Below are 12,161 nucleotides of genomic sequence, written 5' to 3'. Positions count from 1 at the left end.
ATGCGCGATCGCTGGCGGGGGTTGCCGAAGCGTCTAGCCTCACTCCCACTCAATCGTCGCCGGCGGCTTGCCGCTGATGTCGTACACCACCCGCGACACGCCCGACAGCTCATTGATGATCCGGTTCGACACCGTGCCGAGGAAGTCGTACGGCAGGTGCGCCCAGTGCGCGGTCATGAAGTCGATGGTCTCCACCGCGCGCAGCGCGATCACCCACTCGTAGGCGCGCGCGTCGCCGACCACGCCGACCGACTTGACCGGCAGGAACACCGCGAAGGCCTGGCTGGTCTTGTCGTACAGGCCGGCCTTGCGCAGTTCGTCGATGAAGATGTGGTCGGCCTTGGCCAGCAGGTCGGCGTAGTCGCGCTTGACCTCGCCGAGGATGCGCACGCCCAGGCCCGGGCCCGGGAACGGGTGGCGGTAGACCATCTCGCGCGGCAGGCCGAGTTCGACGCCGAGGCGCCGCACTTCGTCCTTGAACAGCTCGCGCAGCGGCTCGACCAGGCCGAGCTTCATGTCCTCGGGCAGGCCGCCGACGTTGTGGTGGCTCTTGATGACGTGGGCCTTGCCGGTCTTGCTGCCGGCGGATTCGATCACGTCCGGGTAGATGGTGCCCTGCGCCAGCCACTTGGCGTTGGCGAGCTTGTGCGATTCCTCGTCGAAGATCTCGACGAACAGGTTGCCGATGATCTTGCGCTTGGCTTCCGGGTCGCTGACGCCGGCGAGCTTGTCGAAGTAGCGGTCGGCGGCGTTGACGCGCACGACCTTGACGCCCATATGCTCGGCGAACATCGCCATCACCTGGTCGCCTTCGTTGTAGCGCAGCAGGCCGGTGTCGACGAACACGCAGGTCAGCTGGTCGCCGATGGCCTTGTGCAGCAGCGCGGCCACCACCGAGGAATCGACGCCGCCGGACAGGCCGAGGATGACCTCGTCGCTGCCGACCTGTTCGCGCACGCGGGCGATCTGGTCGTCGATGATGTTGGCCGCGGTCCACAGCGTCTGGCAGCCGCAGATGTCGACCACGAAGCGGCGCAGCAGGGTCTGGCCCTGCTTGGTGTGGGTCACTTCCGGATGGAACTGCACGCCGTACCAGCGGCGCGCGTCGTCGGCGAACGCGGCGATCGGCACGCGGTCGGTCTTGGCGGTGACCACGAAACCGTCCGGCGCCTTCGACACGTGGTCGCCGTGGCTCATCCACACGTCCAGGCGCGGCGGCGAACCCGGATGATCCTTGAGCCCGTCGAACAGATGGTCCTGCGCGACCAGCTGCACTTCGGCGTGGCCGAACTCGCGCTGGCCGGCGGCCTCGGTGTCGCCGCCGAGCTGCTTGGCCATGGTCTGCATGCCGTAGCAGATGCCCAGCAGCGGCAGGCCCGCGTCGAACACCTGCTGCGGCGCGCGCGGCGAGCCGTCCTGCGTGGTCGATTCCGGGCCGCCGGACAGGATGATGCCCTTGGCGCCGTAGGCCTCGATCTCGGCCGGATCGTGGTCCCAGGCCCAGATCTCGCAGTAGACGCCGAGCTCGCGGATGCGGCGGGCGATCAGCTGGGTGTACTGGGCGCCGAAATCGAGGATCAGGATTTTGTCGCTATGGATGTCCATGGGCCAGAAACGAGTCAAGAGGAGTGAGAAACGAGAGAAGTCGAAAGCGGGGCCGGAATAGTCGAAGAGGAGCGGGACACTCGTTCCTCACTCCTCTTCGCTCGTTCCTGCGGCTTCATCCCGCCCGGTAGTTCGGCGGTTCCTTGGTGATCTGCACGTCGTGCACGTGGCTTTCGCGCGAACCGGCGTTGGTGATGCGCACGAAGCTCGGCTTCTTGCGCATCTCCTCGATGGTCGCGCAGCCCACGTAGCCCATGGTGGCGCGCAGGCCGCCGGCGAGCTGGTGGACCACGCCGCCGAGCGAGCCGCGATACGGCACGCGGCCTTCGATGCCTTCCGGCACCAGCTTGTCGGCGTCCGAGGCGTCCTGGAAATAGCGGTCCTTGGAGCCCTGCTCCATCGCGCCGAGGCTGCCCATGCCGCGGTAGCTCTTGTAGCTGCGGCCCTGGAACAGCTCGATCTCGCCCGGAGCTTCCTCGGTGCCGGCGAACAGGCCGCCGACCATCACCGACGAGGCGCCGGCGACCAGCGCCTTGCCGATGTCGCCGGAATAGCGGATGCCGCCGTCGGCGATCAGCGGGATGCGGTCTTGCAGCGCCTCGGCGACCATCGCCACGGCGGTGATCTGCGGCACGCCGACGCCGGCGACGACGCGGGTGGTGCAGATCGAACCGGGGCCGACGCCGACCTTGACCGCGTCGGCGCCGTGATCCATCAGCGCCAGCGCCGCGTCGCCGGTGACGATGTTGCCGCCGATCACCTGCAACTGCGGGAAGCGCTTCTTGACCCACTGCACGCGATCGAGCACGCCCTGCGAGTGGCCGTGCGCGGTGTCGACCACGATCACGTCCACGCCGGCCGCGGCGAGCGCTTCCACGCGCGCCTCGGTGTCGCCGCCGGCGCCGACCGCGGCGCCGACCAGCAAGCGCTCGGCGCTGTCCTTGGCGGCGTTGGGGTTGTCGGTCTTCTTCTGGATGTCCTTGACCGTGATCAGGCCGCGCAGCTCGAAGCCGTCGTTGACCACCAGGACCTTCTCGATGCGGTGCTTGTGCAGCAGCTGCAGCACTTCCTCGTCGTCGGCGCCCTCGCGCACGGTGACCAGGCGGTCGCGCTTGGTCATGATGTGGCGGACCGGATCGTCGAGCTTCTTCTCGAAGCGCATGTCGCGGCTGGTGACGATGCCGACCAGCTGGCCGCCGTCCACGACCGGCACGCCGGAGATGTTGCGCGCGCGGGTCAGCTTGAGCACTTCGCCGATGGTGGTCTCGGGGCCGACGGTGAACGGCTCCTTGATCACCCCGGCCTCGAACTTCTTGACCTGGGCGACCTGCGCGGCCTGGGCCTGCAGGCTCATGTTCTTGTGGACGATGCTGATGCCGCCGAGCTGGGCCAGGGCGATGGCCAGGCGGGCCTCGCTGACGGTGTCCATCGCCGCCGACAGGATCGGCAGGCGGATCGACAGGTCGCGGGTCAGGCGGGTGGAGAGGTTTACGTCCTTAGGCAGGACGATCGAATGCGCGGGGACGAGAGAGACATCGTCGTAAGTCAGCGCTTCAGCCTGGATGCGCAGCATAGGCGGGCCCGGGAGGATGAAGCGCGCCATTCTAACCCGAAACCGCCCCGCTCCGCTCGCCGCGCGGGCGGAAAGCGACGTTCCGCGGGTGGCGTGCGAGGGGCCCGTTAAGGCTTGCCTGGCGGGCCCGGGAGGGGAGCCCGCCGGACGGCCCTCAGCCCTGTCCGGCCGCCGGGTCCGCTGCCTCGGCCGCTTCCAGGGTGTTCTGCATCAGCGTGGCGACCGTCATCGGCCCCACCCCGCCCGGCACCGGCGTGATCCAGCTGGCGCGCTGCGCGGCCGCGGCGAAGCCGACGTCGCCGACCAGGCGGCCGTCGTCGAGCCGGTTGATGCCCACGTCGATCACCACCGCGCCCGGCTTGACCCATTCGCCCGGGATCAACCCCGGCCGGCCGACCGCGACCACCAGGATGTCGGCGTTGCGCACCGACTGCTCCAGCACCGCCTGCGGGGTGAACTTGTGGCAGCTGGTGACGGTGCAGCCGGCGATCAGCAGCTCCAGCGCCATCGGCCGGCCGACGTGGTTGCTGACCCCGACGATGGTCGCGCTCTGCCCGCGCACCGGGCGGTCGGTGTAGCCCAGCAGGGTGGTGATGCCGCGCGGCGTGCACGGGCGCAGGCCGAACTGGCGCAGCATCAGGTGGCCGACGTTCTCCGGATGGAAGCCGTCGACGTCCTTGCGCGGGTCGATGCGGTGGATCAGCGCGGTGGCGTCGCGGCGGTCCGGCAGCGGCAGCTGGACCAGGATGCCGTGCACCTCGGGGTCGGCGTTGAGCTTGTCGATCAGCGCCAGCAGCGCCTCGTCGCCGGGATCGGCCGGCAGGTCGTAGTCGATCGCGCGGATACCGACCTTCTGCGCGGCGCGGCGCTTGTTGCGCACGTACACCGAGGAGGCCGGATCGCTGCCGACCAGCACCACCGCCAACCCCGGCCGCGACAGGCCGCGGGCGACGCGCTGGTCGACCTGGGCCTTGAGGTTGTCGAGCAGTTCCTCGGCGATGCGCTTGCCGTCGAGGATGCGGGCCGGGTGCGAAGGAGGCGTCATGCGGGCTCGGCTGCGGTAGAGTCGGGCCGCGCATTATCGCCGATCCGGCCGGCCGAATTTCGCCGGCGCGCGCATTTCGCCGATGCAGCGCGCGGGCCCGCCGCGCCGGCCGCCGCGCGCCGCGGCCGCACCGGCCCGTTCTCGCCCCTCCCCGTCCAGAGCACCGCCATCAGAGCCCCGCCATGACCCCGACCGACCCCACCGCCGTCCCGGACGCCGCCACCGAAGCCCTGCAGGCCGCCGCTTTCCGCCGCCTGCTCGCCCACCTGATGCACGAGCGCCGCGACGTGCAGAACATCGACCTGATGATCCTGGCCGGCTTCTGCCGCAACTGCCTGGCCGACTGGTACCGCGACGCCGCCAGCGAGCGCGGGATCGAGTTGAGCAAGGACCAGGCGCGCGAGGCGATCTACGGAATGCCGTTCGCGCAGTGGAAGGCGCAATACCAACAGGAAGCGACGCCGGAGCAGTTGGCCGCGTTCGAGGCGGCGCAGAAGCGGCACGGCTGAGAGCGATTGCGCGCGGTTGCGGCTCCTGCGCGGCCCCTGCGCACCGCCTCCCCACCCCGTCGTTCCGGCGAAAGCCGGAACCCATTTTGATCTTGCTTCTGCAGTTGTGGGAGCAAAAGCAAAATGGATTCCGGCTTTCGCCGGAATGACGCAGTGGAGGGAAGCGAGGCAGTAACGTAGCGACGCCGCAACGGCCGCCCCCTGTAGGAGCGGCGCAAGCCGCGATCGCGAAAACCGAACCGCTGCGCAGGCACGAGATGCCCGTCCCGCCACCCGCAAACAGACCCGGCACGCACGCAAGACATCCAGCCGCCGCCGTCGCATCGTTCCCGCAGTCGCGGCTCGCGCCGCTCCTACAGGGGTACTGCGCGACCTCGCAGCGACCTCAATCCTGCACCGGCGCCTGCCCCTGCGGCTGCAGCGACGGCGCATTCGGATTCGGGCAACGCGGGATTCCCGACCCCACCACGCAGTTGATGCAGCACCCCGACGGCTGCTGCGACGGCGCCTGCTGCGGCGCGAACAGCGGCTGCGGCGGCGCCAGCGTCGCCAGGCTGGCATCGGGCTTGAGCTTGAGCAGCGCCGCCCAGTCGAGCTTGTTCATGTCGCACGCCGTGGCGGTGTCGGGCGAGCATTCCACCTGGGTTTCGCTGCGCAGCGGCAGCGGCCAGAACTGGCCGTTGCGGTTGACCGCCATCAGCCGCATCGTCGCGCCCTGCTGGACGTTGCCGCCGATCAGGTAAGCCTTGCCGTCGTTGTCCGGATTGACCGCGACGACGACGTCGCAATGCATCGCCAGCGAGCCGTTGCCGCTGTCGAGCGCGGCGATCAAACCCTGGTAGCCGTACACGCGCGTGCTCGAGCGCACCGCGCACAGCAGATCGCCCGGCGCGGCCGCGGCGCTGGCCGGGTCCAGGTACAGGAACGGGCTCTGGTCGGGATTGCGATAGGCCTCGCGCACGTAATCGTAGTGGCTGGCCGAAGGACGGAAGCCCGGCACCGCGGCCTTCATCATCACGTAAGACACGAACGCGGCCGACCACGGATTGTCGACCAGGAAGGCGCGGCAGCCCTGGGTCGAATACGCGCTGCCGAACGGATCGAAGCACTGGTCGGCGCCGGCGAAACCGCTCATGCGCTGGAGCAGGCCGGTCTCGCGCCAGTAGCCGGCGGTGCGGCGCCAGGTTTCGGTGGCGCCGTCGGCCAGGCGCGCGTTTTCCGATTCGCTCACCGAGGCGCTGGCCAGGCGGCCCTGGATATCGATGAAGGGCCGGTACCACAGCAGGTTCTCGCTGCACGCCGCGGCCGCGACGCGGGTCGCGGCCTGGGCCGCGCCGCCGAGGTTGCGCAGCGACGGGCAAGCGTCGGCGGCGCGGGCCGCGCCCCAAGGCGCAAGCAACGCCGACACAGCGGCCAGGATGGGCAAAACCACAACGAAACTGCGGGGCATGCGGCGATCTCCGGTCCATCGCGGCGTCCGCGCGGGGGCGCGCAACGCCGGGGTTGTCATGCGGGAAGGTTGGCGCGATCGCGCATCGGCCCGCCCGCGCCAGCCTAGCGATCTTCCGTGCAAGTCGCGTGAGCGCGCGATGGCCGCCACGCGCCGCTGGCGGCGCGCGTGCCCGCGGGGTATCGTCGCAACACGCACCATGCGCCCCACGGCCGCCTGCGGCCGCCCGGCGCTTTCCCGCACCGCATTCCAGGGCCCACGCATCGATGGCACGCAACCCCCGCCTGTTCCAATCCTTGGCCGCGATCGCCGGCGTCGCCGCCGCCGGCTACGTCAGCATCTGCGGCTGGATGTACTTCAAGCAACGCGACCTGATGTATTTCCCGCAGAACACCCGCCTCGGCGCCGACATGACCGACTACACGGTCGAGCGCGACGACGCGGTGCTGCGCGGCTGGCGCCTCAACGCCGGACGCGAGAAGGCGCTGATCTACTTCGGCGGCAACGCCGAGCGCATCGAGAACATGCGCGAGACCCTCGCCCAGTGGTTCCCCGACCGCACCATCTACCTGCTGTCCTACCGCGGCTTCGGCGCCAGCGACGGCGCGCCGGCGGAGCCGGAACTGTTCGCCGACGCGCTGGCGATCTTCGACCAGGTCGCGCGCGAGCATCCGCGCCAGCCGGTCTCGGTGATCGGCCGCAGCCTCGGCAGCGGCGTGGCCAGCTTCGTCGCCGGCAAGCGCCCGGTCGAGCGCCTGGCCCTGGTGACCCCGTTCGACAGCCTCGGCGACACCGCCCAGGCGCACTACCGCTGGCTGCCCACGCGCTGGCTGGTGCGCGACCGCTACGATTCGATCGCCAACCTGCGCGGCTACTTCGGTCCGATCCTGGTGGTGCGCGCCAGCAACGACGACGTGATCCCGCCGCCGAATACCACCCGCCTGGTGCACTCGCTGCAGACGCGCCCGCAAGGCGTGGAAGTGGTGCAGCTCAGGGGCGCGGACCACCACAACATCGGGACCTATCCGGAGTACGGCCAGGCCTTGAGGGAGTTCATCGACTAGCGCGGGATCCGACGGGCGCGGGCGATGTCTGGCCCGCGATGTGCGCCCGCAGCCGCTCGCGCCTCACTTGGAGGACGCAACATGCACATGCAGATGCAACGCAGGGCGATCCAACCCAACGACGTGTCGTACGCGCAGGCGCACGAGATCAGCGGATTCCGACGATTGCTGTTCATCAGCGGCCAGTTGCCGCAATGCGAGAAATGCATCCTTCCCAAGGACTTCGAAGGCCAGTGCCGGCGCGCCTGGGCCAACGTCGAGCAGCAGCTCAAGCAGGCCGGGATGGATTTCAGCAACCTGGTCAAGGTCACCACGTTCCTCAGCGAGCGCCGGCTGCGCGAGCGCAATTACGAGATCCGCCGCGAAGTCCTCGGCGAACACACGCCGGCGCTGACGGTGATCATCGCCGACCTGTACGAGGAAGGCTGGATGGTCGAGATCGAGGCGATCGCGGCGGACTGAGCGCAGTCCCGCGGCGGTCGCACGACGGCGCCGGATCGCCGGCGCCGTAAGCGGCGCTTCGAATCATCTAGATGCGCGAGTTGCAACGACGTCGTCCCTTCGCCGTCGTTGCGACACAAGCCGCAATCCCTTTTCGCCGTTGCCCTTGCCCGCTCCAGCCTCAAGGCAACCGGCACAAATCCCCGAACGCGCGCGCCAACGCGGTGCGATGCAATTCGTCCAGCCGATGGCGTCTGGCCGCACGCTTGCGCGCCTCGGACGCGCGCCGCGCGCAATCGTCTCCGCGCGCCTGGCTCAGCGCCGCCGGCAGCGCGTCCAGCAACTGCGCGTTGATCGCGTCCAGCTTGGCCCGCACCGGCGCCAGATCGACCGCGGCGCCGGCGCGCCCGGGTTCGGCCAGCAGGCGGTACTGCACCAGCTTGTTGGCTTCCATCTGCGCGCGGAAGAACGCGGCCGCCGGCTCGGCCGGCAACGCGCGCGCCGTCGCTTGTTCGCGCACCCGCGCCAGTTGCTCGCCTTCGCGCTGGGCGTCCTCGACCGGTTTGCCCGAGGCGCGCTTGCTCGCCGCGACCGCGTCGGCCAGCAGCAGGCGCTGCGCGCTGAGTTCGGCGACGCGCTCGAAGCCGGACGAGGTCGGCGTCGGCGATTGCGCCGCCGCCGGCAAGGCGACCAGCAGCGCCGCCGCGGCGAGCGCCGTCGCAAGCCAACGGCACCGGAACATCATCGCTTGCGCTCGCATCGTCGTGCTCCCGCGGCGGCCCGCGCTCACGGCGCGGCGCAGAACGCCTGGTAATCGATATAGCCCGGAAACGCGCGGCCCGCCGCGCATACCGGGCATTCGGGGTCCGGCCGCAACCGGGTCTCGCGGAAACGCATGGCCAGCGCATCGAAATGCAGCAGCCGCCCGGCCAGCGATTCGCCCAGGCCGAGGATCAGCTTGACCACCTCGGTCGCCTGGACCAGCCCGATCACGCCGGGCAACACGCCGAGCACGCCGGCTTCGGCGCAATTGGGCGCGGCGTCCGGCGGCGGCGGTTCGGGGAACAGGCAGCGGTAGCACGGGCACTGGCCGCGATGGCGGCCGGCGTCGAACAGGCTGACCTGCCCTTCGAAACGGTGGATCGCGCCGTACACCAGCGGCTTGGCCAGTTTCACGCAGGCGTCGTTGAGCAGATAACGCACCGGGAAATTGTCGGCGCCGTCGAACACCACGTCGGCCTCGCCGATCAGGCGCTCGACGTTGTCGGAGGTGATGCGCTCGGCGAAGGTCTCTACCCGCAACCGCGGGTTGAGCGCCTGCAGCGCGATCTTCGCCGACTCGACCTTGGGCGTGCCGATGCGGTCCTCGGTGTGCAGGATCTGCCGCTGCAGATTGCTGCGGTCGACCACGTCGTCGTCGGCCAGCACCAGGGTGCCGACGCCGGCCGCGGCCAGGTAGAACGCCGCCGGCGAACCCAGCCCGCCGGCGCCGACCATGGCCACTCGCGCGGCCTGCAGCTTGCGCTGGCCGGCCTCGCCGACCTCGGGCAAGCGCAGGTGGCGCGAATAGCGGTCGTAGAAATCGATCTCGTCGGCGGACTGGCGCAGTTGCGCCAGCGGCAGGCCCTCGGCGATCCAGCGCGTGGTGCCGCCGTCGACCGAAGCCACGCGCGCGTAGCCGGCGTCGAGCAGCGCCTGCGCGGCGCGCCGCGAACGCGCGCCGCTCTGGCAGATCAGCACGATCTCGGCGCCACGGTCGGCCACGGTCGCGGCCGGATCGGCCTCAAGCGCGTCCTTGGCGACCCCGAGCGCGTGCTCGGCCTGCCCGCTCGCGCGCTCGTGCGCCTCGCGCACGTCGATCAGGACCGCGCCGGCCTGCTGGCGCGCGCGCGCCTGCGCGGGGGAAATCTGTTCGATGCTCATGCGGGGATTATCCGCTTTCGCGCGCCCCCTGGCAGGCGGGCGCGGGGATGCAGCGTTGCGTGGGTTGGCGGGTGGCCGCTGTGGGAGGGGCTTCAGCCCCGCTGTCGTTGTGCCGGCTCGCCGCGACCGGGCCGGAGAGCGTCGGGGCTGAAGCCCCTCCCACAAAAACTCAGCTGCGAACGCGTGCCGGCTCGCGGCGATCCGACCGCAAAGCATCGGGGCTGAGGCCCCTCCCACAACGACTCAGCTGCGAACGCGTGCCGGCTCGCGGCGATCCGACCGCAAAGCATCGGGGCTGAAGCCTCCCCACAACGACTCAGCTGAGAACACGTGCCGGCTCGCGGCGATCGGATCGGAAAGCATCGGGGCTGAAGCCTCTCCCACAACAGCCACCGCCGGCGAACCTCAGCCCAGCGCGTACGGCCAGACTTCCATCGCCGCGCCTTCCTGCAGGCGCTGTTCGCCCTCGGCCACCACTATCAGCGCATCCGAATCGGCCGCCGCGCGCAGCCGGTGCGAGGCGGTGGCCGGATTCGGGTCGACCCACAACACTCCGTCCTCGTCGCTGCGCAGGCGCGCGCGCACGAACTCGCGGCGCGGATGGCTTTTCTCGATCCCGCCGACCAATCGCGCCCGCAGTTTCGGCCGCGGCTCGACCCGGCCTTGCAGGCCATCGATCAGCGCGCGCCCGAAACTCAAGTAGGTCGCCAGCACCGATACCGGATTGCCCGGCAGGCCGAGGCAGCGCGCCTGGTCCATGCTCGCCAGCAACAGCGGCATGCCCGGGCGCATCTTCACTTTCCAAAAATGGATGCGGCCGAACTGTCCCAGCACCGCCGGGATATGGTCCTTCTCGCCGGCCGACACCGCGCCGCAGGTGAACACCAGGTCGAACGCGCAGGCGGCGTCGCGCAGGGCGATCTCGACCTGCCGGGGGTCGTCGGGCAGGCGCGGCCATGCGGTCGGCTCCAGTCCGTCGGCGCGCAGCAGGCCCATCAGCAGTTCGCGGTTGCTGTCGTAGATCTGCCCGGGCCGCAGCGGCATGCCCGGCTCGACCAGTTCGTCGCCGCTGGTGAACACCGCCACCGTCGGCTTGCGCCGCACCGGCAGCGAGGACAGGCCGAGCGAGGCGGCCAGCGACACCCGCGCCGGCGTCAGCGCCTGTCCGGCGCGCAGCACGGTCTCGCCCGCGGCCACGTCCTCGCCGGCGTAGCGCACGTGGTGGCCGCGCTTGGCCTGCGGCACCCACACCCGGTCGCCGTCGACGCGCGCGTTCTCCTTGATCGCGACCGTGTCGGCGCCGGCCGGCAGCGGCGCGCCGGTGGTGATGCGCGCGCATTCGCCGGCGCCGAGCGCCAACCCGAGCGCGAGGCCGGCGAATTGCTCGCCGACCAGGCGCAGTTCGGTCTGCTCGCGGCTCAGGTCGGCATGGCGCAGGGCGAAGCCGTCCATCGCGCTGTTGTCGAACGGCGGCAGCGACAGCGGCGCGACCACGTCCTGGGCCAGCACCCGGCCGTGGCAGCGCGACAGCGCAGGATGTTCGATCTCGAGGCGGTGCGCGGCGGCGACCTCGGCGGTCACGGCCATGGCCTCGTCGAACAGCAGGCCGGTGGGGAAATCGGTCATGGCGGGCTCTTGGGTGCGGTGCGCGGCGGAGGCGGGACGCAAGCCGGCCGGCATCGGGCGGAACGGGCGATCACGCCGGCGTCGGTCCGGTGGCGGGCAGGACGAACGGCCGCGTCGTCGCGCCGGCGTTGGGAGGGACGGACGGTCATGCCATCGGATCGGTGTCGATACCGGCCGCGGCAAGATCGGCGGGCGTGTTGAGGTTGCCCAAGCGTAGGCCAGGCAGGCGCGCCGTGGCCATGCCGAGCGCGGCCTGCAAGCCGCGCACCGCCAATTGCCGCTGGGCCAGGGCCGGCGCCAGTGCGGCGCGCAACGGCGCCACCGGCCACAACGCAAACAGCGGCTGCACGCCGTCGTCGTCGACGGCGTAGGCGCCCTGCCCGGCCTTGGCCTGGGCGGCGGCAAGCGCGTCCAGCAGCCAGGGCCCGGCAACGAGCGCATCGACCGGCAGGGTCAGCAGCCACGGCGTCGCGGCGGCCGCGGCCAGCGCGTCCAGGCCGCCGAGCGGGCCGAGATCGGGGCTGCGATCGACTACGGCGCGCAGGCCGTATTCGGCGTAGCGCTGCAAGTCGCGGTTGGCGCTGACCAGCGTTTGCCCGGCGCAAGGCGCGAACGCCTGTGCCAGGCGCAGCACCTGGAACTCGCCGTCGCGCCGCAGCCAGGCCTTGTCGCGTCCGCCCAGCCGGGTGGCGCGGCCGCCGGCGAGCAGGCCGAGGGTGAGATCGGCGGGAGCGATGGGCATGCGCTGCGCGGTGGCCTGGGAAACGTCATTGTGCGCGCTCGGCGGCATCGGCGCTGACGTCGGCGGCGCCGTCCGCCGTCCGCCGTCCGGCGTCCGCCGTCCGGCGTCCGGCGTCGGATGTCGGATGTCGGATGTCGGATGTCGAGTGCCGAGTGCCGGGTGCCGGGTGCCGGGACGTTGATG

At 70.8% G+C, this 12,161-nt stretch carries 11 protein-coding genes and 2 pseudogenes; 4 read left to right on the top strand and 9 right to left on the bottom strand.

Going from position 1 to position 12,161, the window contains the following annotated elements; all coding sequences use genetic code 11:
• Positions 1-39: 39 nt before the first annotated feature.
• From guaA to folD, 3 genes are all read right to left on the bottom strand, one after another.
• The gene (gene guaA / locus JHW41_RS11025) at positions 40-1,605 is read right to left on the bottom strand and encodes a glutamine-hydrolyzing GMP synthase (RefSeq protein WP_078995771.1); all 1,566 of its coding nucleotides are present in this window, start codon (positions 1,603-1,605) and stop codon (positions 40-42) included.
• 115 nt (positions 1,606-1,720) lie between these two features.
• Complete coding sequence (gene guaB / locus JHW41_RS11020) at positions 1,721-3,178, bottom strand: IMP dehydrogenase (protein WP_057947887.1); 1,458 nt, start codon at positions 3,176-3,178, stop codon at positions 1,721-1,723.
• 154 nt (positions 3,179-3,332) lie between these two features.
• Positions 3,333-4,223 (bottom strand): bifunctional methylenetetrahydrofolate dehydrogenase/methenyltetrahydrofolate cyclohydrolase FolD, encoded by an 891-nt coding sequence (gene folD, locus JHW41_RS11015; protein WP_250449920.1) that lies wholly within the window; start codon positions 4,221-4,223, stop codon positions 3,333-3,335.
• Between the two features lie 182 nt (positions 4,224-4,405).
• Between folD and JHW41_RS11010 the strand changes: the two genes are divergently transcribed.
• Positions 4,406-4,732 (top strand): DUF1244 domain-containing protein, encoded by a 327-nt coding sequence (locus JHW41_RS11010; RefSeq protein ID WP_250449919.1) that lies wholly within the window; start codon positions 4,406-4,408, stop codon positions 4,730-4,732.
• Positions 4,733-5,117: 385 nt separating this feature from the next.
• Here the strand turns inward: JHW41_RS11010 and JHW41_RS11005 are convergent, their stop codons facing one another.
• Positions 5,118-6,164, bottom strand: coding sequence for a DUF2272 domain-containing protein (locus JHW41_RS11005; protein ID WP_157490389.1), 1,047 nt, complete (start codon positions 6,162-6,164; stop codon positions 5,118-5,120).
• A gap of 284 nt (positions 6,165-6,448) precedes the next feature.
• Between JHW41_RS11005 and JHW41_RS11000 the strand changes: the two genes are divergently transcribed.
• Positions 6,449-7,246, top strand: coding sequence for an alpha/beta hydrolase (locus tag JHW41_RS11000; protein WP_078995774.1), 798 nt, complete (start codon positions 6,449-6,451; stop codon positions 7,244-7,246).
• 81 nt (positions 7,247-7,327) lie between these two features.
• Entirely contained in the window at positions 7,328-7,708 is a 381-nt protein-coding gene (locus tag JHW41_RS10995; protein ID WP_057947892.1) for a RidA family protein, read from the top strand.
• 160 nt (positions 7,709-7,868) lie between these two features.
• On the opposite strand, the gene aroQ is transcribed toward JHW41_RS10995, so the two are convergent.
• Both aroQ and moeB read right to left on the bottom strand, forming a co-directional pair.
• Positions 7,869-8,447: a gamma subclass chorismate mutase AroQ gene (aroQ, locus tag JHW41_RS10990; protein ID WP_250449918.1), complete on the bottom strand. Its 579-nt coding sequence runs from the start codon at positions 8,445-8,447 to the stop codon at positions 7,869-7,871.
• Positions 8,448-8,473: 26 nt separating this feature from the next.
• Positions 8,474-9,706 (bottom strand): molybdopterin-synthase adenylyltransferase MoeB, encoded by a 1,233-nt coding sequence (gene moeB, locus JHW41_RS10985; protein WP_428995537.1) that lies wholly within the window; start codon positions 9,704-9,706, stop codon positions 8,474-8,476.
• Here moeB and JHW41_RS26860 point away from each other — a divergent pair.
• A pseudogene (locus tag JHW41_RS26860) lies at positions 9,682-9,741 on the top strand (hypothetical protein); the annotation flags it as partial. The gene moeB and the pseudogene JHW41_RS26860 sit on opposite strands and share 25 nt — an antisense overlap.
• Here JHW41_RS26860 and JHW41_RS26855 read toward each other — a convergent pair.
• The 3 genes and pseudogenes from JHW41_RS26855 to mobA all read right to left on the bottom strand — a co-directional run.
• A pseudogene (locus JHW41_RS26855) lies at positions 9,723-9,773 on the bottom strand (DUF6053 domain-containing protein); the annotation flags it as partial. The pseudogenes JHW41_RS26860 and JHW41_RS26855 sit on opposite strands and share 19 nt — an antisense overlap.
• 242 nt (positions 9,774-10,015) lie before the next feature.
• Positions 10,016-11,236, bottom strand: a complete 1,221-nt coding sequence (locus JHW41_RS10980) for a molybdopterin molybdotransferase MoeA (RefSeq protein WP_250449916.1) — start codon at positions 11,234-11,236, stop codon at positions 10,016-10,018.
• Between the two features lie 145 nt (positions 11,237-11,381).
• Positions 11,382-11,978 (bottom strand): molybdenum cofactor guanylyltransferase, encoded by a 597-nt coding sequence (mobA, locus tag JHW41_RS10975; RefSeq protein ID WP_250449915.1) that lies wholly within the window; start codon positions 11,976-11,978, stop codon positions 11,382-11,384.
• Positions 11,979-12,161 lie beyond the last annotated feature (183 nt).

Source organism: Lysobacter enzymogenes, assembly GCF_023617245.1.
In the GTDB taxonomy this organism is placed as follows: Bacteria; Pseudomonadota; Gammaproteobacteria; order Xanthomonadales; family Xanthomonadaceae; genus Lysobacter; species Lysobacter yananisis.
This window is presented reverse-complemented; position numbering and strand designations above follow the sequence as displayed.

What these genes read in the sequence shown, in the direction of transcription:
- JHW41_RS10980 (WP_250449916.1), bottom strand. Translation starts at nt 11,236, where the DNA reads ATGACCGATTTCCCCACCGGCCTGCTGTTCGACGAGGCCATGGCCGTG.
- guaA (WP_078995771.1), bottom strand. Translation starts at nt 1,605, where the DNA reads ATGGACATCCATAGCGACAAAATCCTGATCCTCGATTTCGGCGCCCAG.
- mobA (WP_250449915.1), bottom strand. Translation starts at nt 11,978, where the DNA reads ATGCCCATCGCTCCCGCCGATCTCACCCTCGGCCTGCTCGCCGGCGGC.
- guaB (WP_057947887.1), bottom strand. Translation starts at nt 3,178, where the DNA reads ATGCTGCGCATCCAGGCTGAAGCGCTGACTTACGACGATGTCTCTCTC.
- JHW41_RS10995 (WP_057947892.1), top strand. Translation starts at nt 7,328, where the DNA reads ATGCACATGCAGATGCAACGCAGGGCGATCCAACCCAACGACGTGTCG.
- aroQ (WP_250449918.1), bottom strand. Translation starts at nt 8,447, where the DNA reads ATGCGAGCGCAAGCGATGATGTTCCGGTGCCGTTGGCTTGCGACGGCG.
- JHW41_RS11010 (WP_250449919.1), top strand. Translation starts at nt 4,406, where the DNA reads ATGACCCCGACCGACCCCACCGCCGTCCCGGACGCCGCCACCGAAGCC.
- JHW41_RS11000 (WP_078995774.1), top strand. Translation starts at nt 6,449, where the DNA reads ATGGCACGCAACCCCCGCCTGTTCCAATCCTTGGCCGCGATCGCCGGC.
- folD (WP_250449920.1), bottom strand. Translation starts at nt 4,223, where the DNA reads ATGACGCCTCCTTCGCACCCGGCCCGCATCCTCGACGGCAAGCGCATC.